This window comes from Mesorhizobium sp. M1307, assembly GCF_040318155.1.
GTDB lineage: Bacteria > Pseudomonadota > Alphaproteobacteria > Rhizobiales > Rhizobiaceae > Mesorhizobium.
This window is the reverse complement of record NZ_JAMYLR010000034.1, coordinates 1-16,584: the sequence shown is the minus strand read 5'-3', so window position 1 is coordinate 16,584 and position 16,584 is coordinate 1. Positions and strand designations below refer to the sequence as shown.

Sequence of the window (16,584 nt, the reverse complement as noted above, 5' to 3'; positions counted from 1 at the left end):
GTCGATCTGCCAAGTTGTTGGCACTATCCAGCACAGGCAGCGCTCCATGCGTTCTCGCTGGAAACGCTACCTCCGACCAACGGTTAGTGTCCCAATGACAAAAACAAAAGTGAGCTGACGATGAACCCGCGGCAAAACAACGTTTTGGAGATGTGGTGCCTTCTAGCCGTTCCGCTGTCACTACTCCCTACGATCCTAGTAGCGGCGGTCGTCCTTAACTGAGACGGCTTGGCGGCTTTGGCCTCACCAATGCCATGTAACCGAATGGCCTGCTCAGCGTTTCCTTCAACGCGTTCTGTTCGACTGTGCGCCCGCGCGATGAAGCCGTGTGATTTCAGGATTTCTGAATGGTCAACCGGGACACGAGCCGGCATGAAGGAAGCTTCGAGTGCCTGATCGTAGGTGGCCGGCCTAGCGGCTGCGACTTACCTTGGAAGATTTCCAAGGCGAGTAATTGTTGTCGACGCAGATGAAAGCCGTGCAAGGCGGATTCCTTGACGCGCAACTGCCCATGCTTCCCAGACGGCATCACCGGCGCTGACCTACTTGACCGCCTCGAACTGCAGGCTGCTCGATACGGCGCAAGCTTGGTCCGCGACAGGATCCTATCCATTCGCAAAACGAAGGCTGGGTTTTTGGCGGGCGCTTCATCCCCCATTCGTGCCCGCTCGGTGCTCATTGCAACCGGCGTTGTTGACATCCTGCCGGATCTCCTGGCGCTGCCGACAATGATCCAAGCTGGCGTCTTGCGGTTGTGCCCTATCTGCGAGGCTATGAAGCCATCGAGAAACGGGTGGCCGTCATCGGACCGGTCGAACACGCAATGAAAAAGGCGTTGTTCATGCGCACCTTCACACAGGATCTCACTTTGCTGATTACCGATCCATCCGAGCTCTCTCGGGACAAGCTTACAAAGCTCAAGGGGGCCGGAATCAAGATCGGCGTATGCAGATCCAATGCCGTTTGCGATACGGGCCGGGAGGCGGTCGTGGAGCTCATCTACGGCGGAATGCTCTGGTTCGACACCATCTACGCTGCGATGGGCTCGACCACACGCTCGAGGCTCGCGGTCGAGCTTGGTGCATGCTGTGACAAAGCGGGCAATCTCGTCGTGGACTCGCGCCAGCGCACCGCAGTCACCGGCCTTTATGCAGCCGGACATGTCGGGATCAATGCTCGCCATCGCCATTTGCAACATAGTTGTGCATGTCGGTTGCAGCGACCGCTGCGTGGCCGAATGCTACGGTAAGCTGATTGATCTCAAGCACCGAGGTTGACCCCGTTCGGAGCGGCGGCAGTGCCTGACTTTGCTTGCAAAACTCGCAACGCGGGTGGGTCATGATCGGCGCCGATCGACCCCACCCGATCTCGTTTCACTTCGCCAAATCAAGGCTTTACGGGACCGATGATAGGGGTCGACCTTCGATGCTGATTCACAGCTAGACCTGCTGTTGCGGTCGTCTCGCCCGCATTGCCAAACCTTCTCATCCTGCTGGTCGGCTCCAGCACGTCGATCGACGCCGCCAGAGCCCGGGCATTGTCCTGTTTTTGCTAAGATTGGCGTTCCCCCGCTGCGCTGGCGTTCGGGGAGACCTATATAATCATGTCGAAACGGCGTGACCGCAGATTGGACATCAGATGGAAGGAACTGTCGAACGGGTTCCATGGTGAACGCCCACATGGCAGTGGGGAATTTGCCTTGTTGTCGTCCTTTAAAGAGCAAGCCTTTTTGCTTCTCCGGTTCATCGGCCGCCTTCTGTGCCTATTTGCGTTTCTTATCATACTGATCCAGTTGATGAGCTACCTTTTCAACGCCGAATGGTTGCCGCTTTCACTCATGGCTTTTCTGCTGCTCATTCCCCACGCCTCATGTTGGAGCCGACGAAACTCTCACGCACATTCCGGCATCAATAGTCCTGCTCATAATCGGCCTCGCCGCCTGGATCGTCGGCAGCGCCTGGTCGAACAGGTCGCACTAAGCTGGTAAACTCGGCCGCCCCTAACTGTGCCAGCGCATCGGACAGGCCTTTCTTTGCGAAACCACGTGCCGATTGTAGGTACCATCGGTCGGTTCTCTCTCGAGGAGAGTAGCACAGCAGCTTGGGACACTGATGACGAGGAGTTGTATCTCCGCTACGGCACACGGTTGGCGCTAGTCGCCATAATTGGGCCAGGATCATGACCGGGATGAGAACATCCAATCGGGGCTTCATGCATTCCGCCATCGACATTTCCGGCATGCCTGCCGGGGACGGGATTGACAGCTTCATCATCCTGCCGCCATCAGTCGCCCGGTCCGAAGCGGACCTGCGCGGAGTCGAGGCATTACTGAAGAGCTGTTTTCCAGAATACGATTTTTTGCCAACGGCGACATTTTGCCGTTCGAGGGCGACTACCAGGTGTTGCCGATCTGCGGCGTTGGTGGCGATGTGCCGGGCACGCTGCGGGTGCTCGACTACCCCGAGCATTCGGTGATGATGGGAATCGCTGCGGCGCTGAAGGGTTTCAGGCCAGGCCTGCCGGGCGCTGAATAGCGTCGGGCGGTTGGTAGACGCTTTGCCGCTGCCGCTTCTAGAGTTACCCTACGGTCAGCCCCGCACCGGGCAAGCGCAATCTCCCCACACCCTGCCTGGTGTAAAGGCCCTAGATCGTCTCGCCGCGCTGTAGTGCAGCGGGACTTTTTATGAGTCCAGTTGGAACACCGGCCAGCAAGGAAGGTTCGGTGCACGCAGAAAGTCCTTCCCCTCATGGATATTGCTGCAGATCGGTATCCCGATCGGCCCGCGCTCCCCGCAGGGCGCGGGCTTCGGCCCGATGGCTTTGCCCATTGGCTCCGGCTGGCGGGCTTTTTGGCTTGGCGGTGGAACCCCCGGTCTCGACCACGGTTGGAGCGGCGTACACCAAATTCGGGGCGAAGCATGGTTACTCGTGAAACTCGAGAAAAGCAGGAGCGTACGTCCGACACGGCGCGGAAGCTGACCCATGCGGAGCGCACGGCCAGGGAACAGAAAACTGCTAGGCTGCGCGAACAGCAATTGAAGGCTGGCGCCGTGCGGGCGGAGCGGAGTGATGAGAGATCAAAAGGACTGTCAATAAAGCCCCGTCACCGTCGATGATGTCTATCTTACCTGGCGATCAGCGGGCCTCCTTCCAGAACGGTCCTCAATTGCTTCGCAGCGGCCGTCAAAGCGGCGCGGTCATTGCCGGTAGCTTTGATTAAGTCGCGGACCTGCTCTGGCGTAATGCCATTCTCTCTCGCGAAATGTTCGACCTCATAGTCGTCGTCAGCCGAGACTCGGTTGCGGTCGCGGAAATCTCGTTTGTCCTTGTCGTCAGCCATCCGAATCCTCCTTCTTTGGCTTGGATTAATGGCAACACCGGCAAGTCAATTTTGTTTCGCCTTCGCAGAATCATTCTGTTCGCTCTGGCCAATATAAGGTTTGTACCTAGCCGGCCGCCTCGAGTTCATTCCGCCGATGGAGCCCAAGCTGGCCGCAAAGCCGCCAGAGGGTGAACACTGGATGCACGAGATCAAGCTCGACGGCTACGGCGCTCACGTCGTCATCAACAGCCCCGAGGATATCCGCATCTTCACCAAATCCGGCGTCGATTGGACCAGCAAGTTCACTGGCATCGTCGAAGCGGCGCGTGAACTCAACGTCAAAACGCGATCTTCGAGGGCGAGGCGGTCACGGGTGCGAATGGCCTGCCCGACTTCAACGCACTACAGAAAGCCGTCATCAACTCCTATTGCTATTCCGCTTTCGTATGGGGAAAGTTGGATCGCGCAAGAACCAAGTCCAAAGAACGGGATACTCGGGATCATCAGCCGGCCACTGCGGTTTAAGGCAGAGTCTTGAAAACTTCCGCACCTGGAACGGTACACGCCTACATTGCTAGACGGCACGCCTTCGTTCCGGCAAAGGTGGGAATCGCGGGGCCACTGGCAATCCGCAGGTCGGCGGGTTCAGGCAATGCTCATTGAAAGATGGGCCGCCGACTTTCCTTTTGGCCGTAAAGCTCGGCGGGTTGTCGCTCTTAATTGCCGTCTCAAATTGATTGGGGGGACGTGGCGACGCGGATGGCTGTCACACGCTGCCATTCGGACGTGCCAGCGTCGTCGGCGGCTTGCTTTGTGTCGGAACAGAAGACTTGCCTTTGAGTGATCACCTGTCATCATCGGTCATGACTAGGGATGAAGCAGAACAGGGTGTTCGCTACTTTTGCACAAAATGGGCTGAAGAGCGCGGGCTTCCTCATCAGCCAGAGAATCCAAGATTTTCCGATTTCTTTTCTTGGCTTGAGCAGAAGTCGCCGGGCCACTTGAAATTCCGAAGCAGTACTTCGGTGCGGGACGACGTCGAGCGATGGTTCATCGACGAATTCAAGCAAGGTTGGCGCTACTAGCAGTCGATTTCCGCACAGCCGGTGCTGCGATGCTTGATTGCTGCCGCGACGGGTTGCTGACCTTGAACGGTGCGGAGCAATTCTTGTTTGACCGTAGTAGCTCTCGATGATTTCATAGCCGGTTGATCGGGCAAACGCCTCAACGGCCTCGCTCTGGCGCCGCTCGCTGTCTTTGTCGGCGCGCAGGCATTTAACAAATATTGGCGCGAAAATGGCCGGAAATTAAGCTCGGAAAGTGCCGACACTAAGATGGCGCCCCATCGTCCGCCATCTCTGTGTTACAGTGCAATTTCAACACGCACAGGAAGTATGTGCCGAACACGGGCTGGACCGGGAAGTACCGCGGCTCTTTGGAGGCTGCATGTCTGACCGCCCCGACGTAGGCCCTCTGCAACTGGGCGAAACGGCGCCCAGTTTCGTGCTCGACGCGATTACCCGCGAGGGCACAAACGCTATCGACGATTTCCGTGGCGAGAAACCAGTGTTGGTTGGGCTGTATCGAGGTCTCCATTGTCCTTTTTGCAGGCGTCACATCGCGATGATCTCGCAGCTCACCTCAGCCTCAACGAGAAGGGCATCGAAAGTCTGACAGTGGTCAACACGCCCATCGAGCGGGCGCGCCTCTATCTGCGGTACCATCCGATGCTCGGCCTGCTCGCGGCATCCGATCCGGAGCGGACTTCACACCGCGCCTTTGGATTGCCGAATATGGAGATCACCGAAGACGAGAGCGCATGGCCGCAAAAGGTTTGGATGAGCGATGCGAAGTCGATGCGGGTCGACTTGCCGGGCGAGATGCCGGAGCCGATGGACCCGTTTGCGGCGCTCGAATATCTGAACAAGAAGGACAGCTACGATATCACGGAAGCGGATCAACAGATGATGGCCACTGGCATGGGGCAGCTCGTCGGCCAGTTCCTGCTCGACCGCGACGGTGTCGTTCGCTGGACCTTCCACAGAGGTTCTCGATGGCGGCCTGTTCGGCGCTCCGAATATGCAGGAGCTAATGTCGGCAGCGTCGCACATTGGTCAGTAGCGGCGCAGTTGCGGACATCGGCTGCACGGATAGCAGGTGTTATGCAAACCGTTAGTTCGAGCCGGGGTCGACGCGCTTCGGCGCGAAGATCGAATTGATCCTTAATACTACGGTAATATCATCGAGACCCTTACAACCGGGGGGTTGGATGGGCGTTGCAAGGATCAATCCAGTTTTGGAGCAGGCACTTGATGCAGTCCTCAACAGGGCTGACTGGGAGGACAGAATATCGATTTCTGTCGCGTTACGCCGGGTTCGGGAGGCGGCACCTCATTTGGTCGCGACAGACCAAGAGATAAGGGACGCCATAGTCGAAGTTGCCGATGCCCTTCGGCTGTCAATAGCGGACAGTGACAGATAGTATCCACTGGCATTTCCCGACGGCTCAGAAATCCATCTGACCAAGAAGGGACCCAAGTGGAAGAAGGCTGTGCAGCTCTGCACCGAGGCATTGGCGGGGCCGAGCGTCACCAGAAGAGGCACTTATGACTTTCGAGGCTGCTAAGGAGGCCCTCTGTTTAGGGCTCGGCGTGCCCGATGTCCGGTTCCGCCTCCACATCGTGGCGCGTGCCCGTCATGGGAACATCGCCCAGGACGGATGAGCACCGCGTGCTGCAGCGTGCCGATGGATCCTTAGCGGCAATGCGGCAATCGCCGTCACGACTAAACCGAATGCAAGCGAAATGGCGAGGGCGACACCCATTGGGAGATGATGCATGCCTGCCCGCCTACTGAGCGCTTCGAAGACGGTCGATGAACGTTTGGAGACAGTCCCATCACGGCCTCAAACATGCCTAACGAACCGTTATGCGGCGTCGGCGTTGCACTGCTTCTGTGGGTAGCCCTCCGGCTCTGCAATAGCCTTCCTGATCCCGTAGGGAACCAGAACGACCGCCAGCGCTACCCAAAAGCCGGGGTCCGCCAACATCGCCATTTCACTGCGAAGCTCTTCCATCGCGTGTTTCCAAGGAGGGCGTGTTTTCAGCCTTCCGCCGCTGCTCCCGTAGCCGAGCCGTCTTTGCGTCTCGGGCCGCGCGCTCAATATCGATTAATGACCGTGCAGCATCTGACGTGCGCTGCTCTCTCTCATCTCTTTGTGTCCAAGTGGCCAAGCGGCGCTCTCCTATGCGAGGCCCGATCTGGGCGAATAGTGCTAGTGATCGAACCATCGTCGCAGGCGGGTGTTCCACCCAAGACAACAAAAAGCCCGGCGACCGAAGCCGACGGGCCAAGTGTGACCGACAGCTCATGACAATTTGCCGTCTGGCCGGAGTACGAAGCTCCACACGTGAAAGCGGCCGAAAGTTCCGCAGATGTTAATATACAACAGGTGCGAGGCTAGCCCGGAATTCCGGTGCGAGACCCGACCCATGGAACCTTTCAAAGCCGCATGCCTTGTCCCTTTTCGATAGAAGGAGATGAGAAATGAGCCTTGACATAGGAAAGGTCGCCATAGCGTTGCTTGGTCTGCTTGCCTACAAGAACAGGGACAAGATCGGCGAGTTGATCGCTGGCAGGAAATCGACCGATCCCAACGCTAGCGCTGGCTCCCCCGGCGGCCTCGGGGACATCCTGGACCGCCTCAGGAATGCAGGTGCGGGCGACGAAGTTGATTCGTGGGTAAGCAAAGGATCAAACCGGCCCGTTCAGCGCGAGCAGGTTGAAAAAGCAATCGACCCCCAAACGTTGAACGATCTGGCCGAGCAAACCGGACTGTCCCACGACGAGCTTCTCGACCGGCTCACAAGAGAACTCCCCGACGCAGTGGACAAGCTCACTCCCGACGGCCAGTTGCCAGCGAGCAAAGGTCCAAATCTCCTGGGCGAGATCCCAGGCCGCACTTAGCGCCACCTTGCCACGACAGGTCAGGTCATCCCGGATCGCTATCGCTCGCAATCAGGCGGTAGCGGAAATGATTGCGAATGCGCTCGTTGAAATAGCGACCCTTGGCGAACGCGGCTTTGAACTCGGCAAAGGTCTCCGGCGGAACACCCTCAAACTCGTAGCGCTTGCCGCTGGCCACAAACCACACCGAAAGGACCTTCCGCTCAGGATCGTATTCGGTTTTGCGAATCGAGGTAGAGGGCATAAGAGATCAACGAGCGGAAAAGCCATCGCGTTCCTCGTCTCTGATGGTGGGCGCGCAAAGAAAGCCCGGCGGCGCGACCGTCCCTCTAGTTCAGCGCTGGCTGCTGCCCGAGGCGGAAACCCTTCAGCCGTGGCGATGTCCATTATCACCGATTGGTCGGGGCGATCGAGAACGCGCAGAGTGCCTGGCTCGTCGCCCACCCGAGCATGGGAACCGATGAAGGGGCGTGCCCGCAGAGCGGCAGGACCTAGTAATCGCCGTCGAACGGGTTGCGTCCCCATTGGCGATCCGGCCGCGGCTGGAGGGATGGTATCCCTACGGTGACGGCCGCCAGCTCAGGCGCTCCGCAGCGGTCGATCTTCTTGGATGTGCAGCCGCTGGGGGGTCCCGTCGCCTTTCTCACGGGCGGCGGGCCTCTTGGTTAGAGACTGACAGTGCAGTCCGAATTTAGCCAGTTGCCATTGGGGGAGTAACGTCTTTTGCAGCAGCCAAGAATGCCTTAGCAGCCATTTGAGGTGACACCTTATCGGCCAGTGCGGCCATGCAGATACGTACCGCAAGGTCCCACCGATGTCCCCGGTTAGTCCACTTCATGAGTTCCTCGGCCGCACCCTCGACGTGGCTGACCCCGACGCGGACACCTGGGTAGTCGGTCCTGACGTAGACCGGAGGGGAGAACCAATGGCGAGACATAGCACTCCTAATCAGCAAAAGAGCATACCCTCCTCCTTGGCCCCTCCTTGGCTGCCTCTTCGAACGCCTCACGGGCCTGCTGTGGAGACACCTTGCCGCTCATGGCATCCATACAGGCGCGCTCCGCCTTTTGCCACTTAGGGCCACGCTTGGTCCACAACACGAGTTCCTCGGCCGCAGCCTGGACGTGGTGGACCCCGGAGCGGAAGCCGTCATGCTCCGTCCTGACGTACACTGGAGGTGCGAACCAAAGGATTGCCATTTGCGGAATTTAGAGAAGGACTTCCTCTGCAGCCAGCTTCCGGTCGGGAGTATTGGGTCGAAATTACCGGGCGTCAACCACCAGCCCTAATTAGAGGACCGTAACATCCCCTCCTCCTTGGCGGCGGCAGCCAGGAATGCCTTGCGGGCCTCCTCAGCTTCCATCTCGTCGAATATCACGGCGATGCAAACGCGCACCACGAGGTCCCATCAAGGGCCACGCTTGTCCACTTCATCAGCTCCTCGCCGGCTGTCTCGGCGTTGTTGACGTGGCGGATGATCCCGGGACGCTCGGTCTTGTCGGAGACCGGAGGGTTGAACCAATGGAGTGCCATACAGTCACTCTTTGTCGGCCCTATCAAGTTCCTCCAGCAAAGACCTTTGCTCAGCCGGCAGTTCCCGTTCTACAGGCAGATTTAGCAGGTTGCGAAGGTAATTGCGGATTACCTCTGAGGTGATCGACCGGCGCACAAGTTCGGCAATAACCTTCCGTTTGGCTTCATCGATTTCAGCCATGTTCGGGCCTGCATGTTTAAAGGACCGAACTGCACCGCGAGAGGATTTGTTCCCTTGAATGATGGGCGGAATGTTTGGTGGAAAATTCGCCCGGGTGATCGGATAACTGGCTCGCGCGAAGACCCCCTACGCCCTATCGATCCTACGGGTAGAACCAGTGGAGAGCCATGCGGCTATTCGCGGAGGTCGAACGCGACAAACAGGCCAAAGGCTGGGGCAATCTCGACAATAAGCTCGACCAGCGCGCAGTCACTTTCCACCAGATGCGGCCCGGCTCGGCGCACCCCTGCGATGGTCTCTTTGACGGAGATGATTTCGCCGCGACGGGCTCGTAAGATCAGCTCTTCAACAAGCTCATGTGCAGTCACTTTGCGGGGTCGGCAGTTCGTCAGAACGTTCATCCGAAGGCCTCCCACCTCAGCGAGAACCCAAGCGGCCACCTTATGGGTCACTTCTCCAAGAAATCAATGTTCGAATCGTACGGAATAAGCACGGAATTTTTGGTAGAAATTTCTGAGCGGGGGATCAGATAACTGGCTCGCGCGAAGACCCCCGGTACCGTCGATCAGCAGAGCGGCGGCCTATCGCATCAAAAAGCATCCGGACCTGCCATCGCAAAAGCAAAAGGCTCGCGGCCGGCGACGGCCTGGCCCTCTCGAGCACATCTTCGATGCCGAGGTCCTTCCCCTTTTGAAGGCGGCGCCAGGCATCCGTGCTGTCGCCATCTACGAAGAAATGCTACGGCGGCAGTGCGGAGGAGGCAGGGATGTTACTCCGCGCGCGCCGGACCTGAGAGCCGTCTCATCGGACCTCTCTAATCCGACCAGACGAAGTGGGAACAATGTCACCGTTCGGCAGTTCTTCTCCGTCCACTAAGGAGATTTGAAATGTCAGAGGCGCGAGAATGGCTTGCCCAATGGCTTAGAGATGCTCATGCCATGGAAGAGCAGGCCGAAACGATGTTGAACGGGCAGTTGAGCCGTATCGAGAATTATCCCGAGCTCAGCGACCGAATCCGACTGCACCTTGATGAAACGAGGCAGCAGGCTGCTCGGTTGAAAATCTGCCTCGACCGAATGGATGAGGGTTCATCTACGATGAAGGATGCTGGCGGCAAGCTCACTGCAATGGCGCAATCGTTGAGCGGCATCTTCGCCGGCGACGAGGTGATGAAGGGATCACTCGCGAGTTACACTTTCGAGCACATGGAAATCGCCTCCTACACGATCCTCATTGCCGCCGCTGAATCGCTGGGCGAAAGCGAGGTCGCGCGGGCTTGCGACGAGAACTTGCGAGAGGAGGTCGCGATGGCGGAATGGTTGAAGGACCATCTTCCCTCGACAACCGAGCAGTTCCTCGCGAGGGCCGAAACGGAAAGCGACAGCGCGAAGCGCTGATGAGCTTGCAGGGTACGCGCCGCTTCTGAATCCTTCCGAGGAACCCTGATGCGCCCGTCGGCCGAGATATTCATCTGGCACTCGGTAGCCGAGAAAACATCGCCGCCGCAGCAGCGTCGTCTTGGCGCCGGCTTGGGACCCCGGCGATGATGGCCCGGAACACACAGCTTCAGATCCTCGAAGCGCATGCCCCTGACTCAACTATGGCGCGGGGAATAGCTTGGCGACGTGGTGGCGGTTGCCACGACCGCAGAAGCCCCTGATCGCGGGAAGGAAGCTCGCTGTCAGCCGGCGTCCGCGATTTGGAGTTGGCGAAACGAGATGCCCCATGGCGAACTGCAGTGAGCAAGTAAAGGCTTGCCTAATGACGTCGTGATTGCATCGTCTGAGGCTGCCAAGTCTGACCCGGCGTGCGAGCTTACTATCCAGACACCGCGCCACGCCATGCAGGTCAAAGCATACCGTCCATTCGTCTCCAAAACTTCCCTGTAACCCCGGGACAGCGACGAAAGATGTGGGAACATCGGGATAGATCCGACTTACGGGTCCGCACCCTAATAGCCTAACTCCATGCAGAGCCTGTGCACCCCGGGGGCGTGAGGAGCGACCCGAGGAATTTTCGTTGATCTCCGCAGGGAAACCCATTCGCCGCTCACGTTCAACGACTCTGTCTTGTAACGACAAGGCGATTTCATACCGAGCGGCGACACCGGTGAGCCGTCCTGGTAGGAGGCCCGGCCCCGTCGTGCCAGAGCCCGTAGCGTGTGAAGCGACCGTTGCCTTGAGATCATGGCGATGCCGGCTCGCCGATCAGGCGGGCATATTCCGCCTCCGGCTGCCCGTACGAGTCGTTTGCCAAGATGATGAGGCCAGCGCGGTCGCGGATGATGACCTCGCCACGATTTGACCTGATCAGGCCGCGGCCTTCCAGCATTTGAAGTGCCAAGGTGACGCCCGGCCGTCGTACACCCAACATGCCCGACAGGAATTCATGGGTAATCGGCAGCCGGTCGCCTTCTATGCGGTCGTTGCACATGACCAGCCATCTCGCCAGCCGTTCTTCCAGTTTCAAGCGAGCATTTGCGAGCGCGGTATAGCTTGCCTGGATCCACGCGTAGTGCACGTAGCGCAGCAGAAAAAGCCGCAGCGTCGGGCTGTCGGAAAGCGCCTTTGTGAACGGCTCGGCTTCCATGCTGGCAACCTCGGCATCCAATTGAATGTAGCAGTCGTGCGGGGATCGATCGCCACCCATGATCAGCGCCGAGCCGGTCATGCCCTCGAAACCAATGACTACTACTTCGGCGTCGACCTCCGGCCGGAGTTTCGCCACTACCGAGCCAATTCCCGTCTCGAAGAAGTAGACGGCCTCGATCGCGGCGTTTGCGGTTTCGAGCTGCGTCCTCAATGGCAGAAAGCTGCTGTGAAGGTGAGGGCTGAGCAATTGCAGGTCGGCCGGGGCCATCTGCCGCAGCAGTTCGTTTTTATACGCAATTTCGGGGCTATAAATCGGCTGCGGGCGGTCGCGGTCTGAGTAGGCGAGGCCAATTTTCGAGGTGTTGGGGCTGTTCATGGCTCCCTCCCGAATTGGGCGGAAGCATGATGCTCGCTCACAGCCGGCGATGCCCTGAATACTGTCGCCGATGGAACAGACTACAGCTATCGCTGCGAAGAGTCTCGGCATGAATTTTTTGGACGGAGCCCGAGCCCACTTCACGGGGCCGGCTTTGACGAAAGTGCCGTCAGAACCCTTTAGTTCGCCAGTTGGAAGGAAATTCGGCACCGACAGAGCAGACAACTAGCACGCAGGTCGTGAGCTGATGCCGCGATTCACCATTCCTTCACGTTATTAGCGCACGTTCATATACGGACATGTTGGTGTAGCTTGTACATGCCCAAAGCCCCGGCGCATCGACCCAGCACCGGGGCTTTTTTGGTTAACGGATGGTCCGCACCGCTGAGAGGATCAATTCCTCCAGATTGAACACTGAACTACTTGACCCGTTGCCCGGTCACGAACTCTTTTCGAAAACACGCGATGAAGGCCCATTGCGCGTGATCTAGCTTCCTTCGTCGCAACGTAATCGGGATAGCCGACATGCCATTGCCAGAGGAAATTTGGTGGGGCAGGTTTCCAAGTAACCTTTGATCCAAAGGCCGCGTTGTCCGGGTCTGTGCGATCGAACCGGCAGTCGACCGCTACGGGCATCATGCCTTTCTTAGCCATTGCGTCGGAAACCCCGGAAGCAGTTCGCTTCGTAAGCCATCCATCCGGACCGCTACTTGAGACTGTAGTGCACCCTGCCAGAGATATGCTCGATATCAAAAGCCCGATGGCCAACTGTTTCATATCCGTCCCCACAACTGAAAGTAGTCGGCTAGATAGGACGTCGGCGCGAAACAGGGCAAGGCCCCCTTGATGCGGAGAAGATCAAACCATTCGTCCAGTCTATCAGGCAGAAGTGGCCTCTTCCTGAGCAACTGGTTAGCTCCCGCTTCTCTCCTGGATGACATCGCCAGGACGTTGAGCTAAGTCGAAGTCATCTGAAATCCGTCTTTTTGCAACTCGCCGCGGTCATTGTCGGGTCGGCATATTCGCCTTTGCCATCCTGGGCTGGCTCACGAGACGGTCAGCCGGTTGAAGAGGCAGAGTGCCATCCTATGGCTGCCGCCAACGAGGCGCTCTTAAGTTTTCAGGCTACGTGGGATGGCGTCATCAATGGCAACCCGCGCGTGGTAATGCATTCTGAAATCGTGTACGAAAATCGCGTCAAATATGAGCGGACAGCTCCATATGCACCGTGGCGCGCGGAACCTTACGCTTTAAACATCAATCCCAATACTGACGGTACGCCCTATCATTCGAACTGCCATAGGCTGCGCGAAGAATTGGTTGATGGCGTCAACACCGTGGTAATCGCCTATACGAAAACTTTTTCCATGCCCAATCGCAAACAGCAGTATCGCTGCATTGGTTGGATACAGGTTCCGCAATACCTGAGCCGAAAGATGATCTGCACCAGCATTGGGCTTGCCGATATTGTGGAGATGAAGCAGGAGTGGACCTACCGGACCGACATTAAGGCGCCATTGCCGGCGCCGGATTGAGCACACCGTCGTTGGGTCACCGCTCCGCAGCACACGCCAGATGTCAGCAGGGCCGTATGCTGAAAGCGAGCGCGTTTTGCGACCAGCCGGTAACCGTGCGGAACAGCTTCAAGTCGTAGGGCTGTAACGAGGCCTGTCGCTCGTCTGTTTTCAGACGACGGGGCACGGGCGTTGCTGGGTGATTGGCGAACCACTCCATTCATACCCCGCGGCCGCTGTTCGCCGCGCCTCGGCGACCAACGCGGCAAGACGGCCTCGCAAGTGAACTGACCGTGCCTATAACGGCCATGGGCCTTGAGGGGCATCGGCACCACTCAAACGAATGGCAACTATCTGTCTAAATGCGATTAGGGTTCATTCGCAGAGACCCCACGCATCCGTCGCGTGGGGGGACACAGTAACTTCCCCTTTAAAGGCGTCGAGATGCCACGAGAACCGAAAAGTCAGTTCCTTAGACCTAAAGATCGAGCGATCTGCCAGCGGGTTGTCGACCAGATAGCCGCCGACGCCAAATCGTACAGCACGTCGGTAGACAGCCAGATTCTAGCCTCGACCACGCTGTCTCTCTTTCAATCCGGGGTCGTCAATGAAGTGAATTTGCTGGCACATGTTCGCGCGCGCCTCCATGACTTCACGAAGCAGACCGGCACTGCTTCGCAGCACTCACCACCTTAATTCCCCGGTAGCCCTCCCCCGCTGTTTCCTCGCTGTATTATCAGCGGGGAGGCATCGCCGACGAGCGGCCGAAAATTTGGACAAGCCCCCTAGGCCGAACCCTCAAAAGGTTCAAAAGCCTAAGATTGGGCCCGTCCCCTTTCCCATCACAGACGGAAGTGTCTGCCCTTGAGCATCAGGACATCCGGATCATTTTCCTCGTCTTCATCGGGTTCGTAAGCGGCCGGCGCCTCCAGCAGGTCGACTCGCCGGAGGTCTGTCCCGCCCATCTGCCAGGGCAAATGCGGCGTTTTGCCAACATGCAACACAGTCAGCCGAAAACAACGACTTGCAACCGCTTCGGTACACAGTGAATTGCACGACTTATTGATTTCGGCCTATTGCGAACGCTCGACTGCACACTTGGCGCGTCACTCGCCCCTGGCCTGAAAAAATTCGGCCGACGGCAGAAGGAAGATGCTCGGCCAAGATGGCGATTATATATTTGACAGTGGGGGGTTAGAAAATGAGTGCTGCTGAGTTCATCGACAAGGTTCTAACCCCGCTTGGAGGCGGGCTTGGCGTCCTGCTGGCTTGTCGGTTTTCACCGCGACTTCGTGCACACGTTAAGCCGGGGCGCGAGTATGTGGTGGCAGCAATCGTTGTGCTGATCCTGGGAGCCATCAAATGGCTCTTTTAGGAGTGGCCGTTTCCTAAGCCGTCGCTGATTGAAACCTGCAAGCCAACGGCGTTGAGCCGCTGGGCTATCTCGCCGATGTCCTCGCACTGCGCTATTTCCACGAGATCGACCTGCACGAGGGCAACCCTTACGGCTTCACCGCAAGCTTCAATCCGACAATAGCACCAGCCGACGGCCGGCCATGCGGTTGGGTGTCGCCGGACCATGTCGGCATCAATCAGGCAATCAGGGGCCGATCACTCTGATGATAGAGAACTACCGCTCGGACTTCCTGTGGTGCCTTTGCGCCGCGTGCCGGCGATCATCGCGGGACTGCACCGAGCCGGTTTTTCGGGCGGTTGGCTATAACAAGTCGAGATAACAAAGCTCCCCGACGGACACCGGGACTCTTGACTGCTAGCGCATGCCGCATTTGCTGCAAACGTCGACTTAGCGGCGCATTGCTTCTCGGCGGCATAGGGGCCTGGAGCCGTCGGTCTGCTTCGGATCAGCGGCTGGCCAAAAGCCGACGTAGCTTGTCGGAAGCTCCCGAGCAAATGCCGGCTTCCTGATTTCCAGGCCCGGAAGCGAACCGTCACAAATCCGCCATCTCAGGCATCACCTTGCAGACGGCCGGTTCGCCTTTTCGACGGCATAGGGTGTATGGAGCACCCGACGCCCCCATCCCTACCTCTGAAAATGCCCCAACCCGTTCTCATTGAGATAGTCCACCGTCATCACCCGCGCACGAATGCCGCCGGGGGAACCAACGAACTTCACCGATGACAGCGAGCCGGTCGGCGCGTTCTCTCCGCGGGGCGTGAGGGCGTAGGTGTCGCCGTCCCAGTGCTCGAGCGTGAACTGCATGGGCTTGGGGCCGAGTTCGAGCATCAGCTTGTCGCCATCGGCCCGCACGGTGGCGGTGTCGAAATAATTGCTCGTATATTGGCCCTCGTAGAAGGATGGACTGCGCGCCTTGGCGGGGTTCGTCGGCTTGTCCTTGCCGGCGAGGTCGCCCACCGGCTTGTAGTAGGCCATGAACCGCGGCTTGATGTAGGGATACCAGTCGCGAGTGACCTGGCCATATTGCACGATGTCCATGAAGCTGGCGGCGACCGCCTCGGCGGCGCCGACGGGGGAGCCGTTGGTGAGCACGACGATGCCGACATCGGCCGAGGGCAAGATCTGGAAGGTGGTGCCGGCGCCGAGCAGGAAGGCGCCGGAATGGCCCATGGTGGTGCGCCCATTGGCGTTCACCCCCACATTGAAGCCATAGCCATAGGAGCTGGCCCGCGTATCGGGCGTCTCGCCGCGGTAGGTCACGCTCTGCGGTGTGATGGCGGGCTGCAGGATCTTCGGGTCGATCATGGGCTGGCCGTTATAGGTGCCGTCGCCAAGCAGCAGGATCATCCACTTGGCAAGGTCCTGGGCGCTGGAGGAGACGCCGCCCGCCGGCGCCTGCTGGTCGGGGTCGCGGTCATAGAGCGGCTCGAACACATTCTCCGCCACGCGCGCATGCAGCAGGGCGCGGTTCTTGCCGGCGGCAATGAAGTCCTCGTGCCGATAGCTGCTCGAGCGCATGCCGAGCGGATCGAACAACAGGCTCTTGGCCAGCGGCTCCCAGGGCTGTTTCTCGGCGTGGGCCACTGCCTCGGCGCCGATCGTCGTGCCGAAATTGGCGTAGTGATAGGAGATGCGGAAGGGATCGAGCGGCACCATCCACAGGCTCCCGACGATCTGCTTGCGC

General features: G+C 58.6%; 18 protein-coding genes and 2 pseudogenes. 10 read left to right on the top strand and 10 right to left on the bottom strand.

Annotated elements, in window-relative coordinates; translation table 11 throughout:
- Nucleotides 1-754 precede the first annotated feature (754 nt).
- The 3 genes from NKH16_RS26435 (at nt 755) to NKH16_RS26425 (ending at nt 2,534) form a co-directional block, all read left to right on the top strand.
- A complete protein-coding gene (locus NKH16_RS26435; RefSeq protein WP_352902601.1) occupies nt 755-1,249 on the top strand; it encodes an FAD-dependent oxidoreductase in 495 nt (164 codons plus the stop codon).
- Nucleotides 1,250-1,603: 354 nt separating this feature from the next.
- A complete protein-coding gene (locus NKH16_RS26430; RefSeq protein ID WP_352902598.1) occupies nt 1,604-1,987 on the top strand; it encodes a hypothetical protein in 384 nt (127 codons plus the stop codon).
- A gap of 388 nt (nt 1,988-2,375) precedes the next feature.
- A complete protein-coding gene (locus NKH16_RS26425) occupies nt 2,376-2,534 on the top strand; it encodes a hypothetical protein (RefSeq protein WP_352902595.1) in 159 nt (52 codons plus the stop codon).
- Nucleotides 2,535-3,124: 590 nt separating this feature from the next.
- On the opposite strand, the gene NKH16_RS26420 is transcribed toward NKH16_RS26425, so the two are convergent.
- Complete coding sequence (locus NKH16_RS26420) at nt 3,125-3,340, bottom strand: DUF3606 domain-containing protein (RefSeq protein ID WP_352902593.1); 216 nt, start codon at nt 3,338-3,340, stop codon at nt 3,125-3,127.
- Nucleotides 3,341-3,521: 181 nt separating this feature from the next.
- Between NKH16_RS26420 and NKH16_RS26415 the strand changes: the two genes are divergently transcribed.
- The 3 genes and pseudogenes from NKH16_RS26415 (at nt 3,522) to NKH16_RS26405 (ending at nt 5,443) form a co-directional block, all read left to right on the top strand.
- Nucleotides 3,522-3,860 (top strand): hypothetical protein, encoded by a 339-nt coding sequence (locus NKH16_RS26415; protein WP_352902590.1) that lies wholly within the window; start codon nt 3,522-3,524, stop codon nt 3,858-3,860.
- Between the two features lie 298 nt (nt 3,861-4,158).
- Nucleotides 4,159-4,407, top strand: coding sequence for a hypothetical protein (locus tag NKH16_RS26410; protein WP_352902588.1), 249 nt, complete (start codon nt 4,159-4,161; stop codon nt 4,405-4,407).
- Nucleotides 4,408-4,768: 361 nt separating this feature from the next.
- Nucleotides 4,769-5,443, top strand: a pseudogene (locus NKH16_RS26405) (peroxiredoxin-like family protein).
- An 805-nt stretch (nt 5,444-6,248) separates the two neighbouring features.
- On the opposite strand, the gene NKH16_RS26400 reads toward NKH16_RS26405, so the two are convergent.
- Complete coding sequence (locus NKH16_RS26400) at nt 6,249-6,398, bottom strand: hypothetical protein (RefSeq protein WP_352902586.1); 150 nt, start codon at nt 6,396-6,398, stop codon at nt 6,249-6,251.
- Between the two features lie 470 nt (nt 6,399-6,868).
- Between NKH16_RS26400 and NKH16_RS26395 the strand changes: the two genes are divergently transcribed.
- Nucleotides 6,869-7,288 (top strand): YidB family protein, encoded by a 420-nt coding sequence (locus NKH16_RS26395; RefSeq protein ID WP_352902583.1) that lies wholly within the window; start codon nt 6,869-6,871, stop codon nt 7,286-7,288.
- Between the two features lie 25 nt (nt 7,289-7,313).
- Here the strand turns inward: NKH16_RS26395 and NKH16_RS26390 are convergent, their stop codons facing one another.
- The 6 genes from NKH16_RS26390 to NKH16_RS26360 form a co-directional block, all read right to left on the bottom strand.
- Nucleotides 7,314-7,532, bottom strand: coding sequence for a KTSC domain-containing protein (locus NKH16_RS26390; protein WP_352902580.1), 219 nt, complete (start codon nt 7,530-7,532; stop codon nt 7,314-7,316).
- Nucleotides 7,533-7,979: 447 nt separating this feature from the next.
- On the bottom strand, nt 7,980-8,225 hold the full coding sequence (locus tag NKH16_RS26385; RefSeq protein ID WP_352902578.1) for a DUF982 domain-containing protein: 246 nt from the start codon (nt 8,223-8,225) through the stop codon (nt 7,980-7,982).
- 7 nt (nt 8,226-8,232) lie between these two features.
- Nucleotides 8,233-8,487 (bottom strand): DUF982 domain-containing protein, encoded by a 255-nt coding sequence (locus tag NKH16_RS26380; protein WP_352902575.1) that lies wholly within the window; start codon nt 8,485-8,487, stop codon nt 8,233-8,235.
- Between the two features lie 175 nt (nt 8,488-8,662).
- Nucleotides 8,663-8,821: a hypothetical protein gene (locus NKH16_RS26370; RefSeq protein ID WP_352902703.1), complete on the bottom strand. Its 159-nt coding sequence runs from the start codon at nt 8,819-8,821 to the stop codon at nt 8,663-8,665.
- A 4-nt stretch (nt 8,822-8,825) separates the two neighbouring features.
- Nucleotides 8,826-9,002, bottom strand: coding sequence for a hypothetical protein (locus tag NKH16_RS26365; RefSeq protein WP_352902572.1), 177 nt, complete (start codon nt 9,000-9,002; stop codon nt 8,826-8,828).
- Between the two features lie 173 nt (nt 9,003-9,175).
- On the bottom strand, nt 9,176-9,403 hold the full coding sequence (locus NKH16_RS26360; RefSeq protein ID WP_352902570.1) for a hypothetical protein: 228 nt from the start codon (nt 9,401-9,403) through the stop codon (nt 9,176-9,178).
- Between the two features lie 160 nt (nt 9,404-9,563).
- On the opposite strand from NKH16_RS26360, the pseudogene NKH16_RS26355 reads away from it, so the two are divergent.
- Together NKH16_RS26355 and NKH16_RS26350 are read left to right on the top strand one after the other, a co-directional pair.
- Nucleotides 9,564-9,749 (top strand): annotated as a pseudogene (locus tag NKH16_RS26355) (IS21 family transposase); the annotation flags it as partial.
- A gap of 140 nt (nt 9,750-9,889) precedes the next feature.
- Entirely contained in the window at nt 9,890-10,399 is a 510-nt protein-coding gene (locus NKH16_RS26350) for a ferritin-like domain-containing protein (RefSeq protein WP_352625184.1), read from the top strand.
- A 787-nt stretch (nt 10,400-11,186) separates the two neighbouring features.
- On the opposite strand, the gene NKH16_RS26345 is transcribed toward NKH16_RS26350, so the two are convergent.
- Nucleotides 11,187-11,861 carry a Crp/Fnr family transcriptional regulator gene (locus NKH16_RS26345; protein ID WP_352902696.1) on the bottom strand — a complete coding sequence of 225 codons (675 nt, stop codon included), beginning with the start codon at nt 11,859-11,861 and terminating at the stop codon, nt 11,187-11,189.
- Nucleotides 11,862-13,057: 1,196 nt separating this feature from the next.
- Between NKH16_RS26345 and NKH16_RS26340 the strand changes: the two genes are divergently transcribed.
- Nucleotides 13,058-13,504 (top strand): hypothetical protein, encoded by a 447-nt coding sequence (locus NKH16_RS26340; RefSeq protein WP_352902568.1) that lies wholly within the window; start codon nt 13,058-13,060, stop codon nt 13,502-13,504.
- Nucleotides 13,505-15,524: 2,020 nt separating this feature from the next.
- Here NKH16_RS26340 and NKH16_RS26335 read toward each other — a convergent pair.
- The coding region (locus NKH16_RS26335; RefSeq protein WP_352902566.1) for a serine hydrolase at nt 15,525-16,584 on the bottom strand (1,060 nt) is incomplete at its 5' end.

Excerpts from the sequence above, each read along its gene's own strand:
- NKH16_RS26430 (WP_352902598.1), top strand. The coding sequence starts at position 1,604 with ATGTCGAAACGGCGTGACCGCAGATTGGACATCAGATGGAAGGAACTG.
- NKH16_RS26420 (WP_352902593.1), bottom strand. The coding sequence starts at position 3,340 with ATGGCTGACGACAAGGACAAACGAGATTTCCGCGACCGCAACCGAGTC.
- NKH16_RS26415 (WP_352902590.1), top strand. The coding sequence starts at position 3,522 with ATGCACGAGATCAAGCTCGACGGCTACGGCGCTCACGTCGTCATCAAC.
- NKH16_RS26400 (WP_352902586.1), bottom strand. The coding sequence starts at position 6,398 with ATGGAAGAGCTTCGCAGTGAAATGGCGATGTTGGCGGACCCCGGCTTT.
- NKH16_RS26395 (WP_352902583.1), top strand. The coding sequence starts at position 6,869 with ATGAGCCTTGACATAGGAAAGGTCGCCATAGCGTTGCTTGGTCTGCTT.
- NKH16_RS26390 (WP_352902580.1), bottom strand. The coding sequence starts at position 7,532 with ATGCCCTCTACCTCGATTCGCAAAACCGAATACGATCCTGAGCGGAAG.
- NKH16_RS26385 (WP_352902578.1), bottom strand. The coding sequence starts at position 8,225 with ATGTCTCGCCATTGGTTCTCCCCTCCGGTCTACGTCAGGACCGACTAC.
- NKH16_RS26380 (WP_352902575.1), bottom strand. The coding sequence starts at position 8,487 with ATGGCAATCCTTTGGTTCGCACCTCCAGTGTACGTCAGGACGGAGCAT.
- NKH16_RS26370 (WP_352902703.1), bottom strand. The coding sequence starts at position 8,821 with ATGGCACTCCATTGGTTCAACCCTCCGGTCTCCGACAAGACCGAGCGT.
- NKH16_RS26365 (WP_352902572.1), bottom strand. The coding sequence starts at position 9,002 with ATGGCTGAAATCGATGAAGCCAAACGGAAGGTTATTGCCGAACTTGTG.
- NKH16_RS26360 (WP_352902570.1), bottom strand. The coding sequence starts at position 9,403 with ATGAACGTTCTGACGAACTGCCGACCCCGCAAAGTGACTGCACATGAG.
- NKH16_RS26350 (WP_352625184.1), top strand. The coding sequence starts at position 9,890 with ATGTCAGAGGCGCGAGAATGGCTTGCCCAATGGCTTAGAGATGCTCAT.
- NKH16_RS26345 (WP_352902696.1), bottom strand. The coding sequence starts at position 11,861 with ATGGCCCCGGCCGACCTGCAATTGCTCAGCCCTCACCTTCACAGCAGC.
- NKH16_RS26340 (WP_352902568.1), top strand. The coding sequence starts at position 13,058 with ATGGCTGCCGCCAACGAGGCGCTCTTAAGTTTTCAGGCTACGTGGGAT.